This is a genomic window from Streptomyces sp. NPDC017202, from assembly GCF_044331705.1.
Lineage (GTDB): Bacteria > Actinomycetota > Actinomycetes > Streptomycetales > Streptomycetaceae > Streptomyces.
Genome location: NZ_JBIRNP010000013.1, coordinates 57336 through 83430 on the forward strand (window position 1 = coordinate 57336; position 26095 = coordinate 83430).

Below are 26095 nucleotides of genomic sequence, written 5' to 3' on the forward strand. Positions count from 1 at the left end.
TATACACCGACGCGGGTTTGGGTCGTCTCGCCCCTCTCCCCCACCCGGCCGGGGGGGGGGGGGGGGCGGGGGCGGGGGGGCGGCCCCCCAATATATCCCCCCCCCCCCCCCCCCCCCGCTTCCGTGTTCCTGCTCCGCTCCTGCTCCGCTCCTGCTCCCGTGTGTCCTGCGTGCCTGCGTGCCCGTGTGTCCCGCCGTCTCAGGAGTCGAGCCAGTGCCGGCGGCCGAGGCTGATGAGCCGCATCTGACGGGTCGCGAGCCGGACGACCCGGTCCAGGTCGCCGTCCGGGGTCCTGCCGGACTCCTGGGCCTCCCGCGCCTCCAGGAAGAGCGAGCCGGTGACGATCATCTGGTCGACGTAGAGGTGCGAGAGCATCAGCAGATCGTCCTCGCTCCACCCCTCGGCCGCGGGGTCCTTGGCCAGCTCCGTACACACCTCCTCGGCGAAGCGGCCGAGCTGGTCCCGGATCGCCTCCCGGACCGGCTGGACACCGCCGTGTCGTTCCCGGGCGATGAACCGGACGTGTGCGGGGTACGCGTCGACGTGACGGGCGATCAGGTCGACGGCCCGCGCGATGCGTTCGTCGCTGGAGTCGGCCGCGGTCACCGTGGTCCCGATTGTGGCGTGCAGGCTGCCCAGCGCCTCCTCGACCAGGGCCACGCCCAGGTCCGCGATGGAGCGGAAGTGCCGGTAGAAGGCGGTCGGGGCGACTCCGACGGCGCGGGTGACCTCGCGCAGGCCGAGGCTGCTCAGGCTCTGGTTCTCCAACAGCCCCAGCGCGGCGTCCAGGAGCGCCTGCCGGGTCTTCTGCTTCTGGGCCTGCCGGATGCCGAGAGTGTGACTCATGTCATCCAGTTAACAACTGTTCTCCGTAATTGCCAAGCAAGGAGCCCGCTAGACTGGGTAGTCAGTGAACAACTGTAACCACATCTGTTCACCGGAATGTCACGAGAGACGGACGCGACAACCGTCCCGGAGGGGGATCCATCCCATGCTGTTCCTCGTCGCCGCACTTCTGCTGCTCGGCGTCGTCATGGGCACCGTGGCCCACGCGCCGCTCGGCTTCAGCCTCGCCGCCGCCGCCGTGATCGCCGCATGGCTCGGCATCTTCGCGCTGCGTGAGCGCCACGGCCGCCGCCGCACCACGACCCGCTGACGGAAGGAACGATCGACATGCAGCTCACCGCACCGGCCACGCGCCGCACGGGCGTCCGGGACACCGACGGCATGGCCGTCGCGTCCTTCATCCTGGGCCTCGTCGGCCTGCTGGTCCTCAATGTCTTCCTCGGCCCGATCGCCATCGTCCTGGCCTCGGTGGCCCTGTGGCGGGGCACGGAGCGCCGGGGCCGCGCCGCCCTGGGCCTCACGCTCGGCGTCGCCGACCTGCTGGTCCTGGCGTTCTTCATGCAGGCCGACAGCACCGTCTCCTGGAGCTTCTAGGCTCCCGGGCTCCCGGGCTCCCGGGCTTTCGGGCGGTGCCGGTGACGCGCCCCTCACGGGGCCGCCGGTGAAGTGGCGGCCCCGTGAGGGGGTGCGGCCGGACCGTCGAGGTCCCCGCCGGTGCGGTGCGGTGCGGGAAGCCGCACCCCCGGTGCCGGATCGGCTACGGCCAGGTGTACCCGTCCGTGTGCTGCTTCCGGGGCTCGACCGGCTGGCGGTAGGGATGGGCGTCGAACTGCTCGCTGTGCAGGGCGAAGGACCGGTTCAGCTTGGGCATCCAGTACGCGTCGTCGTGGTGCCCGTCGCCGTTCTGGGTGTCGTAGGCGATCCCCTTCGCGGACAGGGCCCGGGCCATGTCCCTGGCCGCCTGGCCGAAGCGGTACTCGTCCTGGTCCCCGCCGTCGAAGTAGTAGGTGTGCTCCTTCAACTGGGCGGACGTCATGGAGTCGACCAGCTTGATCGGCTGCTGCCCGGCACTGGCCGCGCGCTCCTCGGCCGTGCCGACCAGGGGCGGGAAGCTGAGCGCGCCCATGTGGCTGGCGATCGAGCTGAACAGGTCGGGCCGTGTCAGGCCCAGGGTGAACGCGCCGTGACCGCCCATCGAGACCCCGCTGACGCCGCGGTGGTCACGGTCGGGAACGGTGCGGTAGACCCGGTCGACCAGGGGTGTCAGCTCCTGCGCGACCATCGTGCGGTACTTGCCCTCGGAGGAGTCGGTCCACCAACCGCTGGCCCCGTCGGGGAAGACGACCACCGACTCGCGCATGCCCTTCTCGGCGAACAGCCGGTCGAGGACCTTGCCCATGTCCCGGGCCTCCCACTCGATGTTGCTGCCGTTGAAGCCGTGCAGCATGAACACCGTCGGGAAGCGGCGGGCCGTGGTCCGCGTGTAGGAGGGCGGGAGGTAGACGCTGAAGCTCACCTGCCGGCCCATGGCCGCGGACTGGTAACTGTTCCGGAAGAACCTGGCGTGGTCGCCCAGCTCCTTGGGGCGGCGCGGGTCGATGTACAGGAACTCCCGGGTGGGCGGGGACAGCACGGTTCCGTCGGCCGCCACCCAACTGCGGATCGTGTCGACGACCAGACGGCCCTGGCCGTCCACGACGACCTCGGCCTGCTGGTCCCGCAGCGTCACCGAACCGGCGCCGCGCAGCATCGCGCGCACCTCGGCGAGCCGCTGCTGCCGGGTGTCACCCTGGTGGAAGAAGCCGTCGTCCAGGGTCGTGGCGTAGCGGGACAGCCGGCCGCGTGCCACCGCCCGGTGCTGGGCGTCCAGCACGGCGCAGGCGTGCCCGATCTGCGCGGCGTTCGCCGGGGTCGCGGTGAGCCCGGCCAGCTCACGCAGCCGTGACTTGGAGTACAGGCCGACCGGCCCCTGGTAGAAACCGCCGCCGCCGGTGCCGTCGTAGACCCGCACGGCGATCACGTTCGTGCCGCCCCAGTGCAGCAGGCCGTCCGGCGGGTAGTACGTGCGGGGCACTTCCCAGGCGGAGTCGAAGGCCGGCGGGAAGGCGCCGGTGCTGCCTATCTCCTCGCCGTTCAGGAAGGTCTGGTCGGCGTCGTCGACGCGTCCGAGCGAGGCCACCACCGAGGCGTCGGTCACGCCCTCGGGCCGCTCGGGAAGGGTGAAGGTCTTCCGGTACCAGGCGAACCCGTCGTACGACGCCAGGTCCGTCTGTCCCCAGTTGTCGGGAACGGACCAGCCGTCCCAGGAACTGTCGGGGAGAGCGGGATCCGACCACGAGGGATCGTCTCCCGTGCGGAAGCGCCAGCCGCCGCCGGTCAGGTCGAACCCGAAGTCGGGGGAGGCCGGGGCGGCACACGACGTCCCGGCCGGACCGGTCCGGGCCGTGGCGGGGGAACCCGTGACGGCCGGTGCGCCGACCAGTGCCGTCACCAGGGTCAACACACCAAGACCACGGAAACCGCGCGAGCCGCGCGCCATGGGGTTTCGAGGCAACGAGGTGCTCCGTTCTGCGGAGTTGCCGATCCTGAGCTCACCGTTCCGTGACTCCCGGAGATCTCCGACAGAATCAACCGACTTCAAACAGAAAGCATCAAGATTTAATGAGCATGCAACATCGCAGCCTGTGTCGATCATGTCAATGGTTTCGACGGGGCCAGAGGTGGGCCGGAGGTGACGGACCTCGCGGGCCGGGCCCCCGCGCGTCAGGTCCTCACACCTCAGGCCCTCCCACGTCGGGCCCGTCGCCCCGCACACGGGTCCGCGGCCCACCGGGTCGGCGCATCCGACGGCCGCCGGGCCCGCGCCCCCGCGGCGAGCAGTCGGTGACCAGCCGCGACCGGCCGTGACCAGCCGCGACCACCCGCGACCACCCGCACCGGGCCCCGTAGAATCGGCTCACCATGGCATACCTCGACCACGCCGCGACCACGCCCATGCTCCCGGAGGCGGCAGAGGCACTCGTCGCCCACCTGGGCGTCACCGGCAACGCCTCCTCCCTGCACGCGGCCGGGCGTCGGGCCCGCCGTACGGTCGAGGAAGCCCGCGAGAGCCTCGCCGAAGCCCTCGGCGCCCGCCCCAGCGAGGTCGTCTTCACCTCCGGCGGCACCGAGGCCGACAACCTCGCGGTCAAGGGCCTGTACTGGTCGCGCCGCGACGCCGACCCGGCCCGCACCCGCGTCCTCGCCAGCCCCGTCGAGCACCACGCCGTCCTGGACGCCGTGCACTGGCTGGGCGAGCACGAGGGGGCGACGGTCGAGTACCTCCCCGTGGACGCCCACGGCAGGGTCCACCCCGACGCACTGCGCGAGGCCCTCGCCCGCGACCCCGACGACGTGGCCCTGGCCACGGTCATGTGGGCGAACAACGAGATCGGCACGGTGATGCCGGTCCGCGAACTCGCCGACGTCGCAGCCGAGTTCGGCGTCCCCCTGCACGCCGACGCCGTCCAGGCCTTCGGTCAGGTCCCCGTCGACTTCGCCGCCTCCGGCCTCGCCGCGATGACCGTCTCCGGCCACAAGATCGGCGGCCCCTACGGCATCGGCGCCCTCCTCCTGGGCCGCGAGCACACCCCCGTGCCCGTCCTGCACGGCGGCGGCCAGGAGCGCCAGGTCCGCTCCGGCACCCTCGACGTCCCCGCGATCGCCTCCTTCGCCGTCGCCGGCCGCCTCGCGGCCGAGCAGCGCGAGTGGTTCGCCGGGGAGATCGGCGCCCTGCGCGACGCCCTGGTCACCGCCGTCCGTACGGCCGTCCCCGACGCGGTCCTCGGCGGCGACCCGGCGCCGCAGGGCCGCCTCCCCGCCAACGCCCACTTCACCTTCCCGGGCTGCGAGGGCGACTCCCTGCTGCTGCTCCTGGACGCCCAGGGCATCCAGTGCTCCACCGGCTCCGCCTGCACCGCCGGCGTCGCCCAGCCCAGCCACGTGCTGCTGGCCACCGGCACCGACCCGGACCTGGCCCGCGGCACCCTGCGCTTCTCCCTCGGCCACACCTCCACCGAGGCCGACGTCGAGGCGGTCGCCAAGGCCATCGGACCCGCCGTGGAACGGGCCCGCGCGGCCGGACTCACCTGAGCGACGGCCCCACCCGACCTGGATCACACGCGGCCCGGATCACATCCGACCGGGGGGCGGCCCCGGTCGGCGGGCGCACCGGCCGGGCAGCCGCACCGCCGGTGAGCTGCCGCTGTCCGTGAGGCGTACCCCGCCCGTAAGCCGTACCCCGCCCGTGAGCCGCACCCCGCCCGTAAGCCGCACCGCCCGTGCGTCACGTCCGGCCGGCGGTCACGCCGTGGCCGCGTGGGCCTCCCGCACCAGCCGCAGGTACCGGTCCCAGTCCCAGTGCTCCCCGGGATCGGTGTGGTCCGTCCCCGGCACCTCCACGTGCCCGATGATGTGCTCGCGGTCGACGGGTATGCCGTACCGCCGGCAGATCCCGGCCGCCAGCCGCGCGGAGGCGGCGTACATCGCGTCGGTGAAGTCCTCCGGGCGGTCCACGAAGCCCTCGTGCTCTATGCCGACACTGCGCTCGTTGTACGCGCGGTTGCCCGCGTGGAACGCCACGTCCAGCTCGCGGATCATCTGCGTGACCCGGCCGTCCTTCCCGACGATGTAGTGGGCCGCCGCCCGGTGGGCCGGGTCCTGGAAGACCTGCACCGCGCTCGCCAGGCTGCCCTGGGTGACGTGGACGACCACCATGTCCACCTCGTAGTCGTCAGGACGGTCCGCCCAGCGGAAGTTGCCCGTCGAGGCCGCCAGCCACCGCGCGCCGCGGAAGTCGACCGCGCCCCGCACCCGCGCCTTCTCCACCCCCGGCATGCGCCACCACAGCCTGGCCAGCTCGTCCCGCGCCAGCACGGCCGTGCCCACCGCGGCGGCCGCCCCGCCGACCAGCAGCGCACGCCGCCCGATCCGCCGGTCCGCATCCTTCTTCCGCGCCCCCGACCCCACCCCGGCACCCGCCTCCGCACCCGTCCTCGAACCCGACGAACCCGTCCCCGAATCCGACTCCGCACCCATCTCCGCCCCGCCTTCCTCGCCCCTCGAGATCCACAACGGATACGCGCGGGCCCCGGTTCCCGGCGCCCCGTACCCTGGAGGGGTTATGACTGAGACCTCGCCGCGCCCCCTCCGCGTCCTCGCCGCCATGTCCGGCGGAGTGGACTCCGCCGTCGCCGCCGCCCGCGCCGCGGAAGCCGGCCACGACGTCACCGGTGTCCACCTCGCACTCTCCGCGAACCCGCAGTCCTTCCGCACGGGCGCGCGGGGCTGTTGCACGATCGAGGACTCCCGCGACGCCCGCCGCGCCGCCGACGTGATCGGGATCCCGTTCTACGTCTGGGACCTCGCCGACCGCTTCCGCGAGGACGTCGTCGAGGACTTCGTCGCCGAGTACGAGGCCGGCCGCACCCCCAACCCCTGCCTGCGCTGCAACGAGAAGATCAAGTTCGCGGCGCTCCTGGACAAGGCCCTGGCCCTCGGCTTCGACGCCGTGTGCACCGGCCACTACGCCCAGGTGATCGTCCGCGAGGACGGCAGCCGCGAACTGCACCGCGCCTCCGACATGGCCAAGGACCAGTCGTACGTCCTCGGCGTCCTGGACGAGAAGCAGCTCGCCCACGCCCTGTTCCCCCTCGGCGACACCGTCACGACGAAGGACGAGATCCGCGCGGAGGCCGAGCGCCGCGGACTCGCGGTCGCCAAGAAGCCCGACTCGCACGACATCTGCTTCATCGCCGACGGCGACACCCAGGGCTTCCTCGCCAAGCGCCTCGGCAAGGCGGAGGGCGACATCGTCGACGAGTCCGGCGCCAGGATCGGCACCCACGAGGGCGCGTACGGCTTCACCATCGGCCAGCGCAAGGGCCTGCGCATCGGCACCCCGGCCCCCGACGGCAAGCCGCGCTACGTCCTCGACATCTCCCCCGTGAACAACACGGTCACGGTCGGCCCCGCGGCCGCCCTCGACGTGACCGCCCTCACCGCGATCAAGCCCCGCTGGTGCGGCACCGCCCCCACCGCCCCCGGCACGTACACGGCCCAGCTCCGCGCCCACGGCGGCGAGACCGAGGTGAGGGCCGAACTCGTCGACGGCACCCTGGAGGTCACCTTCACGGAGCCGGTCCGCGGCGTCGCCCCCGGCCAGGCGATCGTCCTGTACGACGGCACCCGCGTGGTGGGCTCGGCGACGATCGCCTCGACGGTGCGGGCGACGGCGGGCGTGGCCTGACCGGCCCGCAGCCGCACGTCCGAGGCCGTGCGGCAGAGGGCCGGATCCCCTGCCGCAGGGGACGGCCCGCGTCGACGAAACGCTGAGAGCGGTCCCGTTCTCCAACGGGACCCGAGCCGGGGCCACTGCTCCCCGGCGCGGCTCAGTCTCCGAGCCCCGCCTTCACGCCCCGCACCAGGGCTCCCAGCACAGCCCGGTCCGTGTTCAGCACACGGGCCGGGCTCTCGCTCTCCCGGAGGGCTATGCCCTCGGGGTCCGACGCGGCTATCTCGACGCAGGCGTTGCCCGAGGCCTCCGAGTACGAGGACTTGATCCACTTCAACCTGGTCAATGGGGCACCTCTTACCGCTCTCTGGCAATCTCAAGGATGCGGTTCCTCGACTCATCCGGATTCAACGCCACCTGTTCGACCAAGTCCAGCCGCCGACGGAAGTTGGACAGCTGAGTCGGCGAGTCGAAGAAGACCGCACCGATGGGTGAGTCCACCTCGACCGTGTCGAGACGGGAGTTCGCGGCAGCGGCGTACATCATCGTGTCCCCGGCCATGGGGAAACCTTCGGCCGCGAGTGGAATCACCAGCAGTCGGACGTTGGGGCGTTCGCTCTCCTCCAGGAGACGGCTCAACTGGGCCTTGGCCACTTTGTCGCCACCGATCCGAAGGTGGAGGGCAGCCTCGTAGATCAAGCCCACGTACGGTACGCCGAGGTCGCCTGCCACCACGTCATGCCGTGCCAGGCGATGGGCCACACGCAGCTCGACCTCCAGCCGTGGCAATGCGGGGACGAAGAGGTCGAACAACGCGCGGGCGTGCTCCTCGGTCTGGAAGAGGCCGGGGATGTGCGCAGTCTGAAGAGTGCGCAGGCTTGTGGCGTGGTGCTCGAGCTCGGACACGTCCAGAAAGTCCGGCGGGATCTTGCCGCGGTACTCGTCCCACCAGCCCCTCGTGCGCCCTCCCGTCATGTCGGCAAGGGCGTCGATCAATGCGCTGTCGTCGCACTCGTAGATGCTTGCCAGTCGGCGTAGGCGTTCCTCGCTGATGCCGAAGCGGCCCGACTCGATGTTGGAGATCATCGTGCGGTCCACTCCCAGCCGGTCGGCGGCGACGGGGGCGGACATACCGGCAGAGTCACGAAGCCGGCGAAGCTCAGCGCCGAAGCGCCGCTGACGAATTGTGGGTGCGTGTCGTGGGGCCATAGCTCAACTCCTTGTTCGCGCGCACAGTTTGGCGATCCCGACGAGCCGCCGTCCACGGAAACCCTAGAGGTCATCCGTTTTAGTGAATGGGGTAGCACCCGTTTTAGTGTCGTGGTTAGCCTGTGACTCAGGCCACTCCCTCTTGCCCGCCCAGCGGAAGTGCACCGGACCTCACCGCCCATCCGGAAGGCGGCAGGCGTCCCGGCAGAGACACCGCGCAGGGCATGGAGCGGGAGCGCGCTGCCATGCCGTGCGCGACTCACATCCGCGTACTCACCACACGACCTCGCACCAGCGGAGGTGCTGCATGACACGTCCCCCCACAGTCCTCACCCCTCACGCCGATGACCCCGAACCCCTTCCGCACCCCGCCCCCCTCCCTTTCACCGCCCCCTGGAGTTACGAACTCCACTTCCCCTGCGACCCCCGCGCCCCCGGCATCGCCCGCCTCACCCTCCGGGCCGTCCTCACCGCCCACGGCCTCGCCGAACTCGTCGAGCGGGCGGAGCTGTTGACGTCCGAACTCGCGACGAACTCGGTGCGGCACACCAAGGGACCCGCGTTCGTCCGGCTGCACTGGCTGGACCCCGTACTCCGTGTCAGCGTCTGGGACATGAGCCCCGACCTGCCGCCGATGGTCTCGTCCCCGGTCGTGCCGACGTGCGCCGACGGAGGGAGAGGTCTCCTGATCCTCGACCTGCTCGCGGACCGCTGGGGCGGCTGCGGCACGGGGGAGGGACCGTACGGCCCCGCCGGCAAGACGATCTGGTTCGAACTCGCCCTCACCCCAGGGCTTCCGCCCACCCTCGCGGCCTGACCCCGAGAGCCGTCGAGAGCCTGCGAGCAGGATCCGGTATCGCCTCGACGGCAAGCGGCAAGCGAGGCCGTGCACTGCACACCAAGGAGCACTCAGCCATGCCGACAGCAGACAGTGAGGCCCTGCTGCCCGGCGAGAACCAGCCGTTTCAGGCCTGCGTCACGGACCCGGACACGATGGCCGGCATCCTGCGTGACCTCGCCGCCCTCGACGGACGGACTCCCCAGGAGCTGGCCGCCGAACGGGCGGCGGGAAGCCTAGTGATTCCCGAGGGGACAGTGGCTGACGCGATCGGCGACTGGGGCCTCTTCGACGGCCCTCCCCGCCTCGCGAGCCGCGTTCGCGAACATCTGCGGGGTGGGGAGGCCATGTGACTGGTCCTATAAGCCGCCGTTGGGACGATCCCTATGGGTGCAGGGAGCAGCCCTTGATGTTGACCTTCGCGGTCCGCGAGTAGGGGCCATCCCCGCGGGTGCGGGGAGCAGAGCGCGGAGACCGGGGCCACGTTGTCGGCCGTGGGACCATCCCCGCGGGTGCGGGGAGCAGACGAGCGGGCCGTGCGGGTTGGCCAGACCGGCGGGACCATCCCCGCGGGTGCGGGGAGCAGTTGTCCGCCGTGCGAGCCGCCCGACGCGCGCCGGGACCATCCCCGCGGGTGCGGGGAGCAGGGCCGGGGCCACAGCCGGGCGCTTGCCATTCCTCGGGCACCTGGGGACCATCCCCGCGGGTGCGGGGAGCAGCTGTGGGGCGAAGCGGCGGCGGATCGCGGCGAGGGACCATCCCCGCGGGTGCGGGGAGCAGCCCAAGCTGATCCTGGCCCACCAACTGCTGGCGGGACCATCCCCGCGGGTGCGGGGAGCAGGCGGAGTGAGCGCGGCCGCGGTCAACTGGGCCGGGGCCATCCCCGCGGGTGCGGGGAGCAGAACGTCGCCATCGCGCGGAACGGGTAGTCCTCGGGGCCATCCCCGCGGGTGCGGGGAGCAGCTTCCACGATCCGGCCGTCCGTGAGGAACACGGGGGCCATCCCCGCGGGTGCGGGGAGCAGCTTCCACGATCCGGCCGTCCGTGAGGAACACGGGGGCCATCCCCGCGGGTGCGGGGAGCAGGCGGGGCCGGACTGCGCGGGCACCCGCGCCTCGGGGCCATCCCCGCGGGTGCGGGGAGCAGTCGCGGACGAGACGGACACCGTCATCCAGGCCGGGGCCATCCCCGCGGGTGCGGGGAGCAGGGAGGGTCGTGGAAACCACGGAATGGGCCACGGGGGCCATCCCCGCGGGTGCGGGGAGCAGCCGGTGCCGTTGCGCCGGCGCACTCCGCGCCGGGGGCCATCCCCGCGGGTGCGGGGAGCAGTCCACCCACACCGTGCTGCCGGACGTCGGCGGGGGGCCATCCCCGCGGGTGCGGGGAGCAGCTGACGGCCAACCTGGCGGCGTTGGGCGGGACGGGGCCATCCCCGCGGGTGCGGGGAGCAGTGTGGTGGACGAAAGCGCGGCGAAACTGACGAGGGGCCATCCCCGCGGGTGCGGGGAGCAGCAGGAACCCGGTATGCCCGGCCGGCCCCTGAACGGGGCCATCCCCGCGGGTGCGGGGAGCAGGAGACGTCGATGAAGCTGTGCGGGGCCAGGACGGGGCCATCCCCGCGGGTGCGGGGAGCAGTGGCCGGGCGGGTTGGCGGGGTTGGCCTGCACGGGGCCATCCCCGCGGGTGCGGGGAGCAGCCTCGGACGGTGGTCCGGTACGGCTCTGCACAGGGGCCATCCCCGCGGGTGCGGGGAGCAGGATGAGGAGCTGTGGTCCACCCCGTCGCGGACGGGGCCATCCCCGCGGGTGCGGGGAGCAGGGGTTGGTGCCGTCGGTCACGGTGGAACCGGTGGGGCCATCCCCGCGGGTGCGGGGAGCAGGCCCATGCCACCAGGCCCGAGCAGTCGAAACCGGGGCCATCCCCGCGGGTGCGGGGAGCAGTCCTCCTCCGGTTCGATCACCATCGCCAGGGGGGGCCATCCCCGCGGGTGCGGGGAGCAGCGCCTTGTGTTCGAGACTGGCACCCGCACGGGGGGGCCATCCCCGCGGGTGCGGGGAGCAGTCATCGAGGACGTCGTGCCCGCGTAGCGATACGGGGCCATCCCCGCGGGTGCGGGGAGCAGACTGTATGACCTGCGGTTTTATCTCGGGGTGGGCTGGTTTTGGAGTACTTTCGCGGAAACCGGCAATTGACTCGAAGCGGACCTGTTGCTCATTGGCCCCGTCCGAAGCGGCGGCGTTTGGCCGCCTTGCTCCAGCCTGAAGGCGTAGACGTCGGACTGTTCGTCTCCGAGGGGGGTTTCGGGGCGGGGCGATGGATCAGCATGACGCCCTCGTGGTCGATCGGGCGCCATGCGTGGTCGTGAGTCAGGAAAGTGAAGCCCTGCTCGTTGTTCGTGGTGTGGGCCAGCAGGGCGCGCCCTTGACCGGCGTACTGCTGGACCTCGTTCCAGAGCGCGTCGCGGATGCGGGCCGAGGGGTTGCCCACGAACACACCCGCGGAGATTTCGAGCAGCCAGCGTGTCAGGAAACCGCGCAGCCCTACGGGGCAGTTGGTGAGGACGATGACGGTCACCAGCTCACCCGCTCGTAGTCGTCCTGCCCGTCGTCGTGGTTGAGTCCGGAGGGCACTTCGCGGCCGCCGTCGCTCTGGAGCGTGACCACGTCCTGGTCGTCGCCGGTGCTGGTCCGGTCGTCCCCCGCCGGCAGGAGCAGGCGTTTGATGTCGTCGACGCAGCGGTCGAGCAGGCGGGTCTCGTTGATGCGGTCCCGCAGAGCGCGACGTGTCCGGGTGCCGACGTCCTCCGCGCCCTGCGCCGCGACGTCGAACGCCAGGGGGATGCCGATCTCGGTCTTGTAGAGGTCGGCGATGTCGAGCACGAAGGAGAGTTCGTGACCGGAGTGCACGAAGCCGAGGGCCGGACTGCACCCCAGGGAAGCGACGACGGCGTGGGCCGTCCCGTACATGCACTGGGCGGCTGCGGTGATGGCCTGGTTGACCGGGTCGCCGCTGCTGAAGTCGCCGGGAACGTACTGGCGGCCCCGCCACGGGACGCCGGTACGGGCGGCCTCGGCCCGGTAGCAGGCCTTGACGCGGCGTCCCTCGCGGCCGAGGAGTTCGTGGCGGGTCAGGCCGGCGGGGTCCTCGTCGGGGAAGCGCATCCGGTACATCGTCCGGGCCACGGCCAGTCGAGTTCGCGCGTTGGCCCATTGCCGGGCCTGTGCCTCCATGAGGGCGGAGGAGCGGCTGAGAGCGCGGCCCGCGGCGTAGTGGCGTACACCGTGCTCGCCGACCCAGCACACGGCCGCGCCCGTCTCCGCGAGGACGCTCATCGCCTGGTGGGTGATGCGGGTTCCGGGCCCCAGGAGAAGGGTGCCGATGGTCGCGGAGGGGATGTGGGTGGTGCCCTCCGCGTCCTGCGCCGTGATGGCGTTGGCGTCCCGATGGACGGTGCACCGCTCCAGGTAGATGAAGGAGACGCGCTCGGCGGCGCGGGTGAGATGCCGCGGGGTCAGCGCCGTGCGCTGCGAAACCGTGGTCATGGTGCCTGCTGTGCGCGCGGAGTGAGCGGCGCGAGGGTGATGAGGCCGCAGCCGTAGGCCTTCGCGCGGCCGATGCCCTGGGTGAGTGTGCGGCGCAGCGCGTCCGGGTCCGTGACTTCGAGCCGGCCGTCGAAGGTCACGGTGACCAGGGTGACCGGCTTGCCCCGCCGGTTGCCGCCCGCGTTGCGCGACTTGTCGAAGGAGAGGTTCTGCTGGGCACCGACGGACAGCTCGTACCGGTCGCCGTGGTGTTCGTGCTTGCCCTGGTCGGTCGTGCCGCCGGGCAGCAAACGCTTGGCGCCGGGCTTTTCCAGGATGCGAAAGCCGCAGGAGTCCTGGCGTTGCAGGAGCCAGTCCATCTGGTGGACGGGTGTGAGGTGTGCGGTGATTTTGCGGGGCTCGTCGTCGGCGCGACGGATCGTGTGGACGGGGTTGGCGGTCAGACGGAAGGCCCATTGGTCGCCTGCGGCCAGCCGGTCCAGGAGTGGGCCGTACGGCCGGGTCTGCCAGCCGGGCGCCTGCGGGGCGGCCACGGCCGGCCAGCCTGCCTGCTCGACCAGGTGGGTCAGGTCGGGGCGGTCGGGGCTGACGATGTAGAGCAGCACCTCGGCGCGTGCCTGGTGGTCCAGGCGCCACAGCACGCGTGGCGCGTCCGGGCTCGGGACGTCGCCGGGCAGCAGGCCGGGGAACGATGACATGACCGCCGCGTGCATGGTCTGCGGCGACGACAGCAGACGGCGGGCGCCGGGCCGCGCGGTGTTCACGCGGAAGCGGGAGAGGAACATCAGCTGCTCTCATCCTCCAGAGCATCGAATGGGTCGTGCCGTGCGACGTCCACCGCCGCGGTTCTCGGCTGGGGAACGGGCACACTGCCGGTCACGACGGTGCGCAGGGCGTGGCGGCGGTGCGCGGCGGCGAAGCTGAGCGGCTGATCGCGCAGGACGTCGGCGGGGCCGCGCTCGTCGGCCGCCGCCTCGCGCAGCACGGTCAGCCCGGCCGGACGCTGGTCGCGCGGCCTTCTGCGGTACCAGGCGGACGCCTGCCACGGCACGCTCTCCAGCACCGACTCCAGCCGGGCGTCCTGGTGCAGGCCCAGTTCGAGCGGTGCGGCCGGCGGGCAGGAGCGCCGGCCCAGGAACGGCGGATACACCGGTGTCCGCACCGCGGCGTCCAGTTCGGCGAGCAGCGTGTGCTCACCCTCAAGGGCGGCGACGAAGACGGCGTCCGCGAGGTAGAAACGTTCCGACAGCGGCATCGACTTACCGGTGACGCCATGGTGCGCGGTCTGGAAGTCCCTTATGCGGGTGCCTGGTTGGTCGATCCGTACGCCGAACCGCAGTGCGGCCAGCGGTGCCAGGCGCGCGTCGTCGTCTCGCTGAATGCCGATGGCGGCAGCGAGAAGTCCGACGACACCACTCTTGGTGGGTGCGGATTCGGTGGTACGGCGGGTGAAGCGCGAGGAGGCACCCCACGACTGCAGGGGGCCGGCCAGGCGCAGGACGAGCACACTGCTCATGCCGGCTCGTCCAGCCGTTCCGCGACCGCCTGGCCGACGGCGGTGACGAGGTCGCCCAGAGCGTCGACTTCGGTGCCGATGCCGCCGAGCTTGAGCGTGTTGGGGCCGACACGCAACACCCAGGTGAGTGTGGACTCCGCGTCGCCGTAGGCGCGTTCGATGTCGGGGATGTAGGCGGCGAGCCGGTCGCAGGCGTCGCGCACGTGGCCGCCCTGGTCACCGCGGATCGGGTCCTCGAAGGCGGCGACGAAGCTGATCGGCCGGGTCGTGCGCAGCTTGACGACGACGGCGTCGGGCAGGGTGTGGTGGCCGAAGGTGTTGATCTTCCCGGTGGGCAGCGAGGCGACGAAGCTGTGCACGAACGCCTCGACGGCGCGACGCACCGGCTCGGTGCGCGGCTCGTCCTCGCGCAGGCCCTGGCCGAGGTTGGCGGCGAGCTGGTGCACACCGAGGGCGGCGTACCGGTACAGGGTCGCCGAGTTGAAGTCGACCGTGCCGATCATGCCGGCGCCGGTCTCCTCGTCGGTGTTCTGATCGTCGACGGCGGTGTAGTAGTCGGACTCGTTCTCCACCCGGTGCACGCTGATGGCGTGCGCCACCTGCACGGCTGCGTCCACGTTGTAGTCGGCGGCGTCAGCGACCATCCGCCCGAACAGGGCGATGTCGACGGAGTGCCGGCCGTCCGCGATCTCCTTGACCTTCTCCTTGTTCTTCTTCTCCTTCAAGAACGCCGCGATGTCGGCGGCACCCTCGACGGCGAGGCGGGCCAGACCGTCGAGCTGCCGTGCGCTCAGGAAGACCAGGTACTTCGCCTCCGGCGCCGCGGCGGCCCCCGTCGCTTTCGCCGCCTCCGCCTTCCGCTTGGGCACCTCGGTCTTCAGCCCGGCCGCCTTCACCGTCTCGTCCGCGAGGGCGAGCGCCACTTCTTCCCCTAGAGACGGATCAAGAGCGGTGATCCGTTCGGCGAGCACCTCCACGACCTTCTTGGTCCGTACGCCGAGCTCGCTGGGCTCCAGCAGGTGCTCGTCGTCGAAGTAGGTGCGGGTCGCCCGCTTCCACGCCTGGCTGGAGACCCGTGCGCGCGGTACGCCTCCGTACAGGGCCGTCTTCGGCGCGCCCGTGTCGTCACGGTTGATATTGCTGGGCGGGACAGTCTGCAGGGCGTGCACGTCCAGGAAGATGCGGGTCACGGGGCGTCCTTGTCGCTGTCAGGAGTGCGGGCGGGGTCGGTGTCGGCACTGGCGCCGGAGGCTTGCTCGGCCGGCGGCCGCCAGGAGTGGAAGGAGCGGCCCCACTCGCGGCGGACGGTGTCGCCGCCGCCGGGCGCCTGCCAGGTGTAGAGCTGCCCGGCGAGCAGGCCGTAGTCGAGCGGAACGTCCTGACGGCGCAGCAGCACGACCAAGTCGCGCAGCCGCTGGGACAGGCTGGTCAGGTCAGCCGCGGCGCCGGCGCGTACCAGCCGCTTGCGCACGGGTTCGTCGATGTCGTTCGGCGGCATCAGACGCCGCACGGCCGCACCCAGCCCGGCCGGCCGCTGCGGGGTGTGCGGACGGTGCATACGTGCACCGCGAGACTGCTGGTGCAACGCCCACAGGGTGAGGGCTGCGTGCAGCGCGTTCTCCGCACGGACCAACTCCGCCTCGCCCAGAGGCCGCACGCCCTCCGGGCGGATGTGCAGCGGGCCGGTGTCGACCAGTGTCCACAGATCCGGAAGCACACTGGGCTCGCGGCCTGCGCCGCGGCGTAGCCGGGCAAGGGCTGCGACATCCCGGGGATGGTCCTTCAGATAGCCCTCCTGCCATCCGGTGATCTGCGTCGCGGCAAGACCGGCGACTCGCGAGCGGACAGTCGGCGGGGCTGAGACGGTGGTCATGCGGGAACCTCCGAGTCGGTCACCAAGGGATCGGGCACCGCAGGGCGGGAAGCATCCGGCGGGAGGGAGCCGTCACCGGGCTGCTCATCCCACCTGCCGTGCGGGTCTCCCAGCGCTTTGGACAGCCGCCCACGGAACCATGTGTCGGCCAAGCCCGCGTTCAGCCACTGCGTGCCCTTCTTGCCGGCGACGGTCCGGCCCTGCCAGGCGGCATCACCGGCCTGGCCGATGAGACGGTCACCGATCCGGCTGATCACCCGGTGCACCTCCCGCTGCCAGGCACGGCGCTCCTCGAACGGGTCGTCGGCGTCCGCGAGGGCGACCAGCCACGTCCGGTAGGGGTTCTCCAGCTCGGTGAAACCCACATCGCGGGCGACCGAGCGCGGCCCGTCCCCCTCGGCGCCGGCCGCACGCGCCAGGTCGGTGGCAAGGTCACCCAGTGCCCGCACGGCAAGGTCGGCGTCCTCAGCCGCGCTGATCGCCTGCCGTGCGCAGACGCGGTCCTGCCGGTGCAGCAGCACCACCGGCATCGTGACGTGGTCATCGACGACCTCGTCGACCACCGACTGATTTTTCCCGTACCGGGTCCCGACGACCCGGGCCCTGATCAGGGAACCGCGCGGCAGCTCTCCCTCGGTGACCAGGCGAGCCACCCATTCCAGTACACCGGGCCGCAGATACGGGGCAGCCTCCCCACCCTGCACGCTCTCCGAGCGGTCGGCGACGAGCGAGGCGACGCCCCGCCAGGCGGAGCGTGCCGGGTCGTGCTCGCGAGGCAGGTAGACCGGCGACCGACGCAGCTTCTTCTCCTGCGCCAGGCTGCGCCGCCACGCGGTCATGGGCTCGTGCCGGTGCATGTTCCGGGGGGCGAGCGGGTCACCGTAACCGAGGACGACGCCGGTGACGCCCTCCTCGTCGTGGTGGAGGCGCAGCCGGCGCGTCTGCCACGTGTACAGGTCACGCACACCGGTGGGGGAGCGTTCCGCCCCTCCCGGGGGACACGGCTCGCGCCGCCAGGCCGGCCGGTCACCCGGCATCCACTCCAACGCGTCGGTGTCGGCGGCCACCAGATTCAGCAGCAGCGTCTTCCGCAGCGTGTCACCCTCGGCGAAGACACCGCCCAACGCCCCGGCCCAGCCGGTGCCCAGCGGATACACCCTGCCGCCCTTCACACGGTCGTCACCGACCGCACCGGACTTGATCCCGGAGGTGTCGTAGGCGTGGGCGTGCACGACCCAGCGGGCCGCCTCGGCGAAGGAAAGCCGCTCCACCGTCGGCATCCGGGCGGTGAAGAACGGCTCCCCGTTGGGGACATCGGCCACGATCCTGGCGAGGGAAAACACCTCGTCCTTCGCCGTCCGCAGCCCGGCCGTCTGGAAGAACGGCGTGACGGGGTGGAGGAGATCGAACCGCTGACGGTGGGTGTCCAGGTACGCACCGACACCGGCGAAGCACTCCGGATCCGCCCACAACTCGCCCCACTGCTCGATGTCATCGGGGCCGTCCAGGGCATCGTGGGCGACGGCCAGCAGCAGCCGCAGCAGGGCGAACTCCTGCGTGGGCAGGTCTCCCACGATGCGCCGCACGTCGTCGGCCTGAGCGAACACTTCACGCAGCGACAACTCCGCCTGCGTGCCGTCCCGCCTGAGGACACCGATCCACGGCTGGTCGGTCAGATCGAACAACGGGATACGGGGCGCACTGCTCCCAGTCAGTTCAGCCACGGGTCACCTCCAGGCCGTCGGCGTGGCTGTAGTGGAGCGAGAAGCCTGCCAGTTGGGTCTGGCAATCCTCGTCGAGCGCGAGAATCAACTGGTCGGACAGCCAGGGGCTGTCCTTGCCCTGCCAAGCCAGCACGTACAGCTGCTCCAGCTCCGCAATCGCGCGGTCCAACGTCTCGGCGTAGGAGAACTGGATCGGCAGCCGTAGCCCGCAGCTCGCCGCCGTACGTGCCGCGAACGGCGTCGGTACCTGATCCTGCGGCAGGACGAGCCCACCGCGCTGCCGGCCTTTCCGGTCCCGGGCCAGCCAGGGCAGCGTCGTCAGGCTGCCGTCGGAACGGCGTTGCACCACGACGACTTCCAGGCTCTCTTGGCTGTCACGGACCTGAGCCCGCCCGGTCCGGGTGTCGTCCGTGTCACCGACCCCGGCCGCCACCCACCCGAACAACGCCCGCCCCGGCCGGCCCACGTCACCGAGACGGAACACCGCGGCCCGCTCGGCCTGATCGGCCCGGAACCGGTCGAACCTCACCCGGGCCTCCTCGAAGGACTCGGCCCAGGACGGCGGTCCCACCGGAGCTTCCCTGTAGGCGCTCTGCACCAGCGGACTGATGTCCGAGGGCAGCCGTACGGGACGTGCCGGCCCGCCGTCGAGGTGCGGGTCGAGCACCGCCGCGGACCGCAGCAGCGCGTACTTCCCGTACACGGTGACCGACCCCCGCACCGGGACGGGGACATCGGACTGCCAGTCCACGCCGGTCAGCAGGCAGGTGGCCGTGCGCAGCCGCGCGGGCCGTTCTTCCTGTTTCTCGCCGCGCCGGTGGCGGTGCAACCGGCCCATCCGCTGCAACAACAAGTCCACCGGACACAGGTCGCTGACCAGCAGGTCGAAGTCCACGTCCAGGGACTGCTCGGCCACCTGGCTCGCCACGACGACGTGCCGCCCGGAAGGCCGCCCGGTCGCTCTGCCGGGCGGACCGAACCGTCTGAGGAGATCACTGTCCTTGGCCGCGCGGTCGACATCGACGAAGCACGAGTGAGCCACCGTGACCGCGTCCTCACCGAACCTGTCCCGCAGCACCTGGGCGGCCTCCAGTACCCGCCCGACGGTGTTCCGTACGACGAGGGCACACCCACCGTCCGTCAGCTCCGCCTCGAGCCTGTCGGCGAGGACGTCCAGACCGTCGGGCAGCCGCTCCACCCGGACATCCACAGCCCGGGCCGACGCCTCCGGACACCGCACCACCGGCACACCGCCCGGGGCGACCGCGGTCAGCAACGGGTACTCCCCGTCAGCCCCCACGTTCTCCGTCCCGGCGCCGGTCACTCCGGCGTACGCCTCGACCATTTCGCGTCGGCGGGCCGCAGGAAGGGTCGCGGACAGCACGATCACCGGGACGCGGTAGGCGCCCAGCCAGGCCAGCACCCGGTCCAGGTAGAGGCTCATGTAGGTGTCGTAGGCGTGTGCCTCGTCGATCACGACGACTTTGCCGGCCACCGCCAGATGACGGAGCGCCAGGTGACGACTCTTCAACCCGGCGAACAGCAACTGGTCGACGGTACCGGCCACGAACGACGCCAGCATCGCCTTCTTACGGCCCCGCAGCCACGAGTGCGCCACCAGCTCGCCGCTCGCGACCCGCCCGTCCCCGCCCGGCCGCGGCGCGGGAACCACAGCGTCCACGTCGACAGCGGCCACCCGCCCACCACGGGCCAGTAACCCGGCGAACTCCTCGTTGAGGGACGCCTTGGCATGCGCCAAGTGCACGGAACGCCGAGAACCGCCGCCGGGCAGCCGCTCCAACCACTCCAGCAGCCGCGGGAACATCGCATTGCCCGTCGCCATCGTGGGCAGAGCGAAGAACACCCCGCCCGCTCCGGAGCGCGCGGCGAAGATCTCGGCCACAGCGAGCGCGGCCTCGGTCTTCCCCTCTCCCATCGGCGCCTCGACGACCATCAGCCCTGGCACCTCCATCGCGCGAGCCAGCTCTACGGCCGCTTCCTGAACCGGGCGTACCTTCGCGCCTGCCGGAAGCCCGAACCGGGACCCGAACAACTCCTGCGCGTCCCCGACCGGATCGTCCGCCCGCCACGGCGCCGGCAGATCCAACCCCCTCCATGCCGCAGCCAGGCGCTCCTCGCCCGTACGGGCCGCGCCTTCCGGGAAGTAGGGGAAAAGGTCGGGATTACTGGCGATCCAGTCCGAGACGATGACCACCGCGCTCAGCAACACCTGCGCGGTCTGCGGCAGTTTCACCACCTTCCAGGAACTGATGGTGTCCCGTACGCCGAAGTGCTCGGCACACGCATCCAGTAACTCCGTCTGCGTCTGACGCCACACGCCGTTGCTGCGGCCCGGAGTTCGCAGCAACTCCTCGTGGTCGTAGAGGGCCTTGATCTGGCCGTTCTCCGGCGGCACCCCGTGATGTCCGCCCACGGCGACGGCGAACTGCCCGCATTGCTTTGCCGTCCAGCCGTGCCGCTCCTCCAACCATTCGGCAAGCAGTATCTGACCCGCCAGTCCGTGAGGCGCCAATCGCCGGTCCGGCCCCATGGCTTGACGGGAACGCATCTCCAGACCCGTGCCGCGCATGACGTCGGCGAGTTGGTCGACCTGACAGGCAAAAGCGGGAGTGGCCTTGCCTATGTCGTGAACCCCCGCAAGCCAGACGACGAGCCTGCGCCCGTCCGCCTCCCCGCCGGGCAACACCTCGGAGATCAGCTTCCGCACGCCGACCGGCAGCCACTCGTCCCACAGCAGGCCCGCGACAGCGGCACTGTCCTCCATGTGCCGCCACAGGGGCAGCCATCCATCGGCATCCCGATCATGTTTTGCCCACACCGACCTCGCCGGCGCCTGAAGGCGCGACAGCAGGCCAGGGTGAGAGATTCCCCCACTGATCATGGAAGAGTCATACAGGCAAATCGCAAGATAATAAGCTGAACTCGGGAAACGAGCCTGTCCTGGGGCCGACATGGGGATAATGCGCTCCGCCGACTCGCTGAACGCGTGCGGCGATCCCTTTGCCGCCCGACACCCCGATCTAAAACGTGTGCACCTTATGTGCCATGTGTCGGGATCGGTGAAAGTATGGAAAACGCGCTTCCGCGAGCATCAAACCCGCAGCTCAATCAGTCTGCTCCCCGCACCCGCGGGGATGGTCCCTTCGGAGAGGTTCCGGGCTGGTCGTGCCGGGACTGCTCCCCGCACCCGCGGGGATGGTCCCCGTCCAGCGTGCGCACCCTCATGCCTGCCTCCCTGCTCCCCGCACCCGCGGGGATGGTCCCCAGCCGGCGGCCGTGAGCAGCCCCGGGATCTGCTGCTCCCCGCACCCGCGGGGATGGTCCCGAGGCCTACCGCCGCAACGCCGTCACGCACGACTGCTCCCCGCACCCGCGGGGATGGTCCCGTGGGGTCGTGGGCGAGGAACTCCATGTCCAACTGCTCCCCGCACCCGCGGGGATGGTCCCAGCATCACCATCTGGGTGGACCCGGAGGAGGGCTGCTCCCCGCACCCGCGGGGATGGTCCCGGCTCCACCGCCCAACTCGCCGACGGCACCCTCTGCTCCCCGCACCCGCGGGGATGGTCCCTGGGTGGACGCCGACTTCGCGTGGGGGGTGAGCTGCTCCCCGCACCCGCGGGGATGGTCCCTGCCGCCCACCACCAGCACCGAGCCCGCCGAACTGCTCCCCGCACCCGCGGGGATGGTCCCGGCCGCGCCTGGCGCGACACCCCTTCGGAGGGCTGCTCCCCGCACCCGCGGGGATGGTCCCATCTTGGCGATGGCCCACTCCTGGCCGCCCTCCTGCTCCCCGCACCCGCGGGGATGGTCCCGAGTACGCCCAGGGCGCGGCAATGTTCGGGACGCCGGTCCACTGCTCCCCGCACCCGCGGGGATGGTCCCGGCGCCGTGCCCTGCGGACGGCGCAGCACCTCCTGCTCCCCGCACCCGCGGGGATGGTCCCAGCGGCCCAACCGTTGGCCGCAGCATTTCGGCCTGCTCCCCGCACCCGCGGGGATGGTCCCCAGCCACCGGTCGGCGGCCCGTATCCCGTGCTCTGCTCCCCGCACCCGCGGGGATGGTCCCCTCGACCGACGCACGGACCCCGCACGGGTTGACTGCTCCCCGCACCCGCGGGGATGGTCCCCGCAACGCGGTCGGCGCCTTCGGCCCGGTCCACTGCTCCCCGCACCCGCGGGGATGGTCCCGGGGGATAGACGTGTAGTTCCAGGACGATGTGCTGCTCCCCGCACCCGCGGGGATGGTCCCATCTGCAAGATCGCCGACCTGCCCGACCTCTACTGCTCCCCGCACCCGCGGGGATGGTCCCGGCGGCGCGACCTTCGTGCTGAGCACGTCGAGCTGCTCCCCGCACCCGCGGGGATGGTCCCACCAAGGACGAGTACCTGACGATCAAGAACTACTGCTCCCCGCACCCGCAGGGATGGCCCCCACCGTTGGACGGCGACAGCACGTGTCGCTCCGCGAACATCTGCTGAGCGGCGACGCCGTGTGAAGGCAGGGCAGGACAGGTACAACACAGGTGCAGGTCGTCGTGGCCGCCGCGTCGAGGTCTTCTGGTTCGTGGCGTCGGGGACGACGTACCGGCGCCCCACGACGGGCACCGGCGCGTGGTGTGCGGCGTGCGCCCTACGGCGTGAAGAACTCCGCCAGGACAGGCGCCAGCACGTTCGGATCCACCATGTGGGTCTGGTCCTCCAGGGTCCGGTAGGAGCCCTCGAGGACCGCCTCCGCGACCGCGCGGGCGGCGCGGCGCAGCCAGGCCGGGCTGGCGGAGCCGGCCAGGGACAGGACCGGGACGGTGATCGAGGAGAGCCGTTCGCGGGGGACCAGGCCGTCGCCCAGGAGGGCGTCGTCGTAGGCCAGGGTGGGGGCGATGGCCTCCATGGCGGGCCACATCGGGGACTGGCGGGCGCCCCGGATCATCTCCTCCGCCAGGCCCGTCAGACGCAGGAACAGTTCCACGGCGTCCCCGCGGCGGTCCTGGCCCAGTGCCTCCGTCAGATTCCGGGTGTACGCGGCGCGTTCCCCGGCGCCGCCCTCGGAGAAGTCCGCGAACGGCACCTCGTACACCGCCACCCGGCTCACCGGCAGTCCGGCGGCCGCCGCCTCCAGGGCCAGCGCGCCGCCCGAGGAGACGCCGTACAGGGCCGCCTCCCCGCCCGCCGCCTCGATCAGCGCCGCCAGGTCCTCGACCTCGCGCTCCACCGCGTACGGCGCCGTGTCGCCGCTCTCGCCGCGGCCCCGGCGGTCGTACCAGTAGGCGGTGTGGTGCCGGGAGAGGAGTCCGGCCAGGGGCGCCACCGTGCCGCCCGTCGACATCGCCCCGCTCACCAGGATGACCGCGGGGCCCTGCCCGGCGCGGGCGTACGCGAGGGAGGTGCCGTCACGGGAAAGGGTCTTCTTGTCCATGCCTGTGCAGACTGCCCCAGGACACGGGAGTTATCGGCCTACGACACTTCCGGTTCGTAGAAGCACAGGTGGTCCTTGATCTGTTCGACGTCCGGTTTCGGGTCGGAGTACGCCCACACGAGGTCGGGCGCGTCCGGCAGCGACCAGTAGGACGCCGTGCCCTTGAACGGGCAGTAGGTGTGGGTGTCGGAGGGGGTGAGGAGGTCCAGGCGTACGTCCTCGGCGGGGAGGTAGTAGCGCACCGGGCAGCCGGTCTCCCTGAGGATCAGGGGCCGGTCCGTCTCGGCCAGCACCTGGTCCCCGTGGACGACCCGCACGTGCCGGGTGCCCTGCTCGATCGTGATCGTGTGTCCGTCGGCCATACCGGGGACAGCGCTCGCGGGCCGCCGATTCTTCCCGCGTACCGTGGCGGCATGCGCATCTGTGTCTTCCTCTCCGCAGCCGACCTCGACGACCGCTACACCCGGCCCGCCCGCGAGTTCGCCGAACTGCTCGGCAAGGGCGGGCACACCCTCGTGTGGGGCGGCTCCGACGTGGGGCTGATGAAGGTGGTCGCCGACGGCGTGCAGGAGGCCGGCGGCCGGCTGTGCGGGGTCTCCGTGGGCTTCCTCGCGGCCCGGGCGCGGCCCGGCGCCGACGAGATGGTGATCGCGGACGACCTGGCCGAACGCAAGCGGCTGCTCCTGGAGAAGGCCGACGCGGTGGTCATCATGGTCGGCGGGACGGGGACGCTGGACGAGGCCACCGAGATCCTGGAACTGAAGAAGCACGGCCACACCGACAAGCCCGTCGTCCTGCTGAACACCGCCGGCTTCTACGACGGCCTCAAGGAACAGTTCCGGCGCATGGAGGCCGAGGGGTTCCTGCCCCGGCCCCTCACGGACCTGGTGTTCTTCGCGGAGGAGCCGGTCGGGGCGCTCGCCTACCTGGAGGAGAGCCGGGGCATCGCCTGAACCGCGTACCGGCGACCGGCGGACCGGCGGTGACCGGCGGACCGGCGGTGACCGGTGGACCGGCGGTGACCGGTGGACCGGCGGTGGTGCGAGCATGGCGGGCATGGCTACTCATGTGATCACCGGGGCGGGCTCCGGCATCGGCGCGGCCGTCGCCCGCCGCCTCCACGCGCGCGGGGACGACCTCGTGCTGCACGCGCGGGACGCGGGCCGGGCGAAGGAACTGGCGGCGGACTTCCCGGGGGCGCGGACCCTGGTCGGCGACCTCGCGGACCCCGACAGGCTCAGCTGGGCCTTCTCCCACCAGTCGTTGCCGGAGCGGGTGGACTCGCTGCTGCACGTCGCCGGCGTGGTCGACCTCGGGCCGGTCGGTGAGCTGACCCCCAAGTCGTGGCGCCACCAGCTCAACGTCAACCTCGTCGCCCCCGCCGAACTGACCCGGCACTTCCTGCCGCAACTGCGGGCGTCCCACGGGCACGTGGTGTTCGTCAACTCCGGGGCGGGGCTGCGGGCGAGCGCCGACTGGTCGGCCTACGCCGCCTCCAAGCACGGACTGAAGGCGCTGGCGGACTCCCTGCGCGCGGAGGAGCACGGCAACGGGGTGCGGGTGACCTCGGTGTACCCCGGCCGCACGGCCAGCCCCATGCAGGCCAAGGTCCACCAGCAGGAGGGGAAGGCGTACGACCCCGGGGAGTGGATCGATCCCGAGTCGGTCGCGACGACGATCCTCATGGCGGTCGACCTGCCGCGGGACGCGGAGGTCAACGACCTGACGGTGCGGCCGGGCCGGTAGCGGGTCTCCCCGCCACGGGGGTGCGGGGCGCGTGGGGAGCACGGGGGTGCGGGGGAGGGCCTTCGGGGTACGTAGGCTTCCGCCCGTGAACGCACACTTCAGGTTCGGGCCCGCGACGGGGATCGGTTCGATGCCCGGCGGTGACGCCAGGGAAGCCGCCAGGACGGTCGCCGGGTCCTTCGAGGACTTCCCCTTCCTCGCCGAACTGCCCGGCAGGGGCCCCGGCGCCGACATGATCGGCCGCACCGCCGGCATGCTCGTCGAGCTGTACGCGCGCGTGGAGCCCAGCGGCTGGCGCCTCGGTGACCGTCCCGGCAGGGACACCCGGCGGGCCGTGTCCTGGCTCCGGGAGGACCTCGACGCTCTGGAGGAGGCCACCCAGGGCTTCGAGGGGCAGCTGAAGGTGCAGGCCGTCGGCCCGTGGAGCCTCGCCGCCGCCCTGGAGCTGCGGGGCGGCGAGGCCGTCCTCTCCGACCCCGGCGCCTGCCGCGACCTCGCCGCCTCCCTCGCGGAGGGCCTGCGCCTGCACCTCGCCGAGGTGAAGCGCCGGGTGCCGGGCGCCCAGGTCGTCCTCCAGCTCGACGAACCCTCCCTCACCGCCGTACTGCGCGGCCGCGTCAGGTCCGCCAGCGGCTACCGCACGTACCGCGCCGTGGACCGCCAGGTCGTCGAGGCCACGCTCCGCGAGGCCGTGGGAGTGCACGACGGCGGTCCCGTCGTGGTGCACTCGTGCGCGCCGGACGTCCCGTTCGCCCTGCTGCGCCGGGCCGGTGCGACGGCCGTCTCGTTCGACTTCTCCCTCCTGACCGAACGTGACGACGAGGCGATCGGCGAGGCGGTGGAGGCGGGCACCCGGCTGTTCACCGGTGTCGTGCCGGGCACGGACGCCGCGTTGTCGGACCCTGCCGGTAGCGTCATGGGTGTCAGGACGCTGTGGCGCAGGCTGGGACTGCGACCGGACCTCCTCGCGGAGGCCGTGACGGTCACCCCGGCGTGCGGCCTCGCAGGGGCTTCGCCCGCGTACGCGCGGCAGGCCCTCGCCCACTGCGTCCGGGCGGCGAGATCCCTCGCGGACAACCCAGAGTAACGGGAGGA

The 26095-nt window shown here is 71.8% G+C and carries 24 protein-coding genes and 2 CRISPR repeat arrays; of the genes, 9 read left to right on the forward strand and 15 right to left on the reverse strand.

Annotation, left to right across the window (positions count from 1 at the left end; all coding sequences use genetic code 11):
• Positions 1-199: 199 nt before the first annotated feature.
• The gene (locus tag ACH4N1_RS23900) at positions 200-847 is read right to left on the reverse strand and encodes a TetR family transcriptional regulator (protein ID WP_398099912.1); all 648 of its coding nucleotides are present in this window, start codon (positions 845-847) and stop codon (positions 200-202) included.
• Positions 848-992: 145 nt separating this feature from the next.
• Here ACH4N1_RS23900 and ACH4N1_RS23905 point away from each other — a divergent pair, with 145 nt between their 5' ends.
• Entirely contained in the window at positions 993-1157 is a 165-nt protein-coding gene (locus tag ACH4N1_RS23905; protein ID WP_363091835.1) for a hypothetical protein, read from the forward strand.
• Between the two features lie 17 nt (positions 1158-1174).
• Positions 1175-1441 (forward strand): DUF4190 domain-containing protein, encoded by a 267-nt coding sequence (locus tag ACH4N1_RS23910; protein WP_398099914.1) that lies wholly within the window; start codon positions 1175-1177, stop codon positions 1439-1441.
• Positions 1442-1604: 163 nt separating this feature from the next.
• Here the strand turns inward: ACH4N1_RS23910 and ACH4N1_RS23915 are convergent, their stop codons facing one another.
• Positions 1605-3338, reverse strand: a complete 1734-nt coding sequence (locus ACH4N1_RS23915) for an alpha/beta hydrolase-fold protein (RefSeq protein WP_398099915.1) — start codon at positions 3336-3338, stop codon at positions 1605-1607.
• 470 nt (positions 3339-3808) lie between these two features.
• On the opposite strand from ACH4N1_RS23915, the gene ACH4N1_RS23920 reads away from it, so the two are divergent.
• The gene (locus ACH4N1_RS23920) at positions 3809-4978 is read left to right on the forward strand and encodes a cysteine desulfurase family protein (protein ID WP_398099917.1); all 1170 of its coding nucleotides are present in this window, start codon (positions 3809-3811) and stop codon (positions 4976-4978) included.
• A 210-nt stretch (positions 4979-5188) separates the two neighbouring features.
• Here ACH4N1_RS23920 and ACH4N1_RS23925 read toward each other — a convergent pair whose 3' ends face one another.
• The gene (locus ACH4N1_RS23925) at positions 5189-5923 is read right to left on the reverse strand and encodes an N-acetylmuramoyl-L-alanine amidase (protein WP_398099918.1); all 735 of its coding nucleotides are present in this window, start codon (positions 5921-5923) and stop codon (positions 5189-5191) included.
• A gap of 85 nt (positions 5924-6008) precedes the next feature.
• On the opposite strand from ACH4N1_RS23925, the gene mnmA reads away from it, so the two are divergent.
• Positions 6009-7133, forward strand: coding sequence for a tRNA 2-thiouridine(34) synthase MnmA (mnmA, locus tag ACH4N1_RS23930; protein ID WP_398099920.1), 1125 nt, complete (start codon positions 6009-6011; stop codon positions 7131-7133).
• Between the two features lie 142 nt (positions 7134-7275).
• Here mnmA and ACH4N1_RS23935 read toward each other — a convergent pair whose 3' ends face one another.
• Both ACH4N1_RS23935 and ACH4N1_RS23940 read right to left on the reverse strand, forming a co-directional pair.
• Positions 7276-7464 (reverse strand): DUF397 domain-containing protein, encoded by a 189-nt coding sequence (locus tag ACH4N1_RS23935; protein ID WP_398099922.1) that lies wholly within the window; start codon positions 7462-7464, stop codon positions 7276-7278.
• An 11-nt stretch (positions 7465-7475) separates the two neighbouring features.
• The gene (locus ACH4N1_RS23940; RefSeq protein WP_398099924.1) at positions 7476-8327 is read right to left on the reverse strand and encodes a helix-turn-helix domain-containing protein; all 852 of its coding nucleotides are present in this window, start codon (positions 8325-8327) and stop codon (positions 7476-7478) included.
• A gap of 307 nt (positions 8328-8634) precedes the next feature.
• Here ACH4N1_RS23940 and ACH4N1_RS23945 point away from each other — a divergent pair, with 307 nt between their 5' ends.
• Positions 8635-9144 carry an ATP-binding protein gene (locus ACH4N1_RS23945; RefSeq protein WP_398099925.1) on the forward strand — a complete coding sequence of 170 codons (510 nt, stop codon included), beginning with the start codon at positions 8635-8637 and terminating at the stop codon, positions 9142-9144.
• 98 nt (positions 9145-9242) lie between these two features.
• On the forward strand, positions 9243-9518 hold the full coding sequence (locus tag ACH4N1_RS23950; protein WP_398099927.1) for a hypothetical protein: 276 nt from the start codon (positions 9243-9245) through the stop codon (positions 9516-9518).
• A 21-nt stretch (positions 9519-9539) separates the two neighbouring features.
• Positions 9540-11287: direct repeats of the CRISPR family, unit length 29 nt; unit sequence GGGGCCATCCCCGCGGGTGCGGGGAGCAG.
• 89 nt (positions 11288-11376) lie between these two features.
• Here the strand turns inward: ACH4N1_RS23950 and cas2e are convergent.
• The 10 genes from cas2e to ACH4N1_RS24000 all read right to left on the reverse strand — a co-directional run bounded on the left by cas2e (position 11377) and on the right by ACH4N1_RS24000 (position 23616).
• A complete protein-coding gene (gene cas2e, locus ACH4N1_RS23955) occupies positions 11377-11739 on the reverse strand; it encodes a type I-E CRISPR-associated endoribonuclease Cas2e (protein WP_398099929.1) in 363 nt (120 codons plus the stop codon).
• Complete coding sequence (gene cas1e, locus ACH4N1_RS23960) at positions 11736-12707, reverse strand: type I-E CRISPR-associated endonuclease Cas1e (RefSeq protein ID WP_398099931.1); 972 nt, start codon at positions 12705-12707, stop codon at positions 11736-11738. The genes cas2e and cas1e overlap by 4 nt, the downstream gene beginning before the upstream one ends.
• Positions 12704-13492 carry a type I-E CRISPR-associated protein Cas6/Cse3/CasE gene (gene cas6e / locus ACH4N1_RS23965; protein ID WP_398099933.1) on the reverse strand — a complete coding sequence of 263 codons (789 nt, stop codon included), beginning with the start codon at positions 13490-13492 and terminating at the stop codon, positions 12704-12706. The genes cas1e and cas6e overlap by 4 nt, the downstream gene beginning before the upstream one ends.
• The gene (cas5e, locus tag ACH4N1_RS23970; protein ID WP_398099934.1) at positions 13492-14223 is read right to left on the reverse strand and encodes a type I-E CRISPR-associated protein Cas5/CasD; all 732 of its coding nucleotides are present in this window, start codon (positions 14221-14223) and stop codon (positions 13492-13494) included. Before cas5e ends, cas6e begins: the two co-directional genes overlap by 1 nt.
• Positions 14220-15413 carry a type I-E CRISPR-associated protein Cas7/Cse4/CasC gene (cas7e, locus tag ACH4N1_RS23975; protein WP_398099936.1) on the reverse strand — a complete coding sequence of 398 codons (1194 nt, stop codon included), beginning with the start codon at positions 15411-15413 and terminating at the stop codon, positions 14220-14222. Before cas7e ends, cas5e begins: the two co-directional genes overlap by 4 nt.
• Positions 15410-16096, reverse strand: coding sequence for a type I-E CRISPR-associated protein Cse2/CasB (casB, locus tag ACH4N1_RS23980; RefSeq protein ID WP_398099937.1), 687 nt, complete (start codon positions 16094-16096; stop codon positions 15410-15412). Before casB ends, cas7e begins: the two co-directional genes overlap by 4 nt.
• Entirely contained in the window at positions 16093-17820 is a 1728-nt protein-coding gene (gene casA / locus ACH4N1_RS23985; protein ID WP_398099939.1) for a type I-E CRISPR-associated protein Cse1/CasA, read from the reverse strand. Before casA ends, casB begins: the two co-directional genes overlap by 4 nt.
• Complete coding sequence (gene cas3 / locus ACH4N1_RS23990) at positions 17813-20722, reverse strand: CRISPR-associated helicase Cas3' (protein ID WP_398099941.1); 2910 nt, start codon at positions 20720-20722, stop codon at positions 17813-17815. The genes casA and cas3 overlap by 8 nt, the downstream gene beginning before the upstream one ends.
• A 232-nt stretch (positions 20723-20954) precedes the next feature.
• A CRISPR array of direct repeats spans positions 20955-22273; the repeat unit is 29 nt; unit sequence CTGCTCCCCGCACCCGCGGGGATGGTCCC.
• Between the two features lie 198 nt (positions 22274-22471).
• Entirely contained in the window at positions 22472-23254 is a 783-nt protein-coding gene (locus ACH4N1_RS23995) for an alpha/beta fold hydrolase (RefSeq protein WP_398099943.1), read from the reverse strand.
• A gap of 38 nt (positions 23255-23292) precedes the next feature.
• Positions 23293-23616 (reverse strand): DUF427 domain-containing protein, encoded by a 324-nt coding sequence (locus tag ACH4N1_RS24000; protein WP_398099944.1) that lies wholly within the window; start codon positions 23614-23616, stop codon positions 23293-23295.
• A gap of 51 nt (positions 23617-23667) precedes the next feature.
• Between ACH4N1_RS24000 and ACH4N1_RS24005 the strand changes: the two genes are divergently transcribed.
• The 3 genes from ACH4N1_RS24005 to ACH4N1_RS24015 all read left to right on the forward strand — a co-directional run bounded on the left by ACH4N1_RS24005 (position 23668) and on the right by ACH4N1_RS24015 (position 26087).
• Positions 23668-24207, forward strand: coding sequence for a TIGR00730 family Rossman fold protein (locus ACH4N1_RS24005; RefSeq protein WP_398099946.1), 540 nt, complete (start codon positions 23668-23670; stop codon positions 24205-24207).
• 94 nt (positions 24208-24301) lie between these two features.
• Positions 24302-25000: an SDR family oxidoreductase gene (locus ACH4N1_RS24010; protein ID WP_398099948.1), complete on the forward strand. Its 699-nt coding sequence runs from the start codon at positions 24302-24304 to the stop codon at positions 24998-25000.
• Positions 25001-25085: 85 nt separating this feature from the next.
• Positions 25086-26087: a methionine synthase gene (locus ACH4N1_RS24015; protein WP_398099950.1), complete on the forward strand. Its 1002-nt coding sequence runs from the start codon at positions 25086-25088 to the stop codon at positions 26085-26087.
• The last annotated feature ends 8 nt before the right edge of the window (positions 26088-26095 follow it).

Bases quoted from the DNA above. Each gene is read 5' to 3' on its own strand.
- ACH4N1_RS23900 (WP_398099912.1), bottom strand. From the start codon at position 847: ATGAGTCACACTCTCGGCATCCGGCAGGCCCAGAAGCAGAAGACCCGG.
- ACH4N1_RS23905 (WP_363091835.1), top strand. From the start codon at position 993: ATGCTGTTCCTCGTCGCCGCACTTCTGCTGCTCGGCGTCGTCATGGGC.
- ACH4N1_RS23910 (WP_398099914.1), top strand. From the start codon at position 1,175: ATGCAGCTCACCGCACCGGCCACGCGCCGCACGGGCGTCCGGGACACC.
- ACH4N1_RS23920 (WP_398099917.1), top strand. From the start codon at position 3,809: ATGGCATACCTCGACCACGCCGCGACCACGCCCATGCTCCCGGAGGCG.
- ACH4N1_RS23925 (WP_398099918.1), bottom strand. From the start codon at position 5,923: ATGGGTGCGGAGTCGGATTCGGGGACGGGTTCGTCGGGTTCGAGGACG.
- mnmA (WP_398099920.1), top strand. From the start codon at position 6,009: ATGACTGAGACCTCGCCGCGCCCCCTCCGCGTCCTCGCCGCCATGTCC.
- ACH4N1_RS23940 (WP_398099924.1), bottom strand. From the start codon at position 8,327: ATGGCCCCACGACACGCACCCACAATTCGTCAGCGGCGCTTCGGCGCT.
- ACH4N1_RS23945 (WP_398099925.1), top strand. From the start codon at position 8,635: ATGACACGTCCCCCCACAGTCCTCACCCCTCACGCCGATGACCCCGAA.
- ACH4N1_RS23950 (WP_398099927.1), top strand. From the start codon at position 9,243: ATGCCGACAGCAGACAGTGAGGCCCTGCTGCCCGGCGAGAACCAGCCG.
- cas1e (WP_398099931.1), bottom strand. From the start codon at position 12,707: ATGACCACGGTTTCGCAGCGCACGGCGCTGACCCCGCGGCATCTCACC.
- cas6e (WP_398099933.1), bottom strand. From the start codon at position 13,492: ATGTTCCTCTCCCGCTTCCGCGTGAACACCGCGCGGCCCGGCGCCCGC.
- cas5e (WP_398099934.1), bottom strand. From the start codon at position 14,223: ATGAGCAGTGTGCTCGTCCTGCGCCTGGCCGGCCCCCTGCAGTCGTGG.
- casB (WP_398099937.1), bottom strand. From the start codon at position 16,096: ATGACCACCGTCTCAGCCCCGCCGACTGTCCGCTCGCGAGTCGCCGGT.
- cas3 (WP_398099941.1), bottom strand. From the start codon at position 20,722: ATGATCAGTGGGGGAATCTCTCACCCTGGCCTGCTGTCGCGCCTTCAG.
- ACH4N1_RS23995 (WP_398099943.1), bottom strand. From the start codon at position 23,254: ATGGACAAGAAGACCCTTTCCCGTGACGGCACCTCCCTCGCGTACGCC.
- ACH4N1_RS24000 (WP_398099944.1), bottom strand. From the start codon at position 23,616: ATGGCCGACGGACACACGATCACGATCGAGCAGGGCACCCGGCACGTG.
- ACH4N1_RS24005 (WP_398099946.1), top strand. From the start codon at position 23,668: ATGCGCATCTGTGTCTTCCTCTCCGCAGCCGACCTCGACGACCGCTAC.
- ACH4N1_RS24010 (WP_398099948.1), top strand. From the start codon at position 24,302: ATGGCGGGCATGGCTACTCATGTGATCACCGGGGCGGGCTCCGGCATC.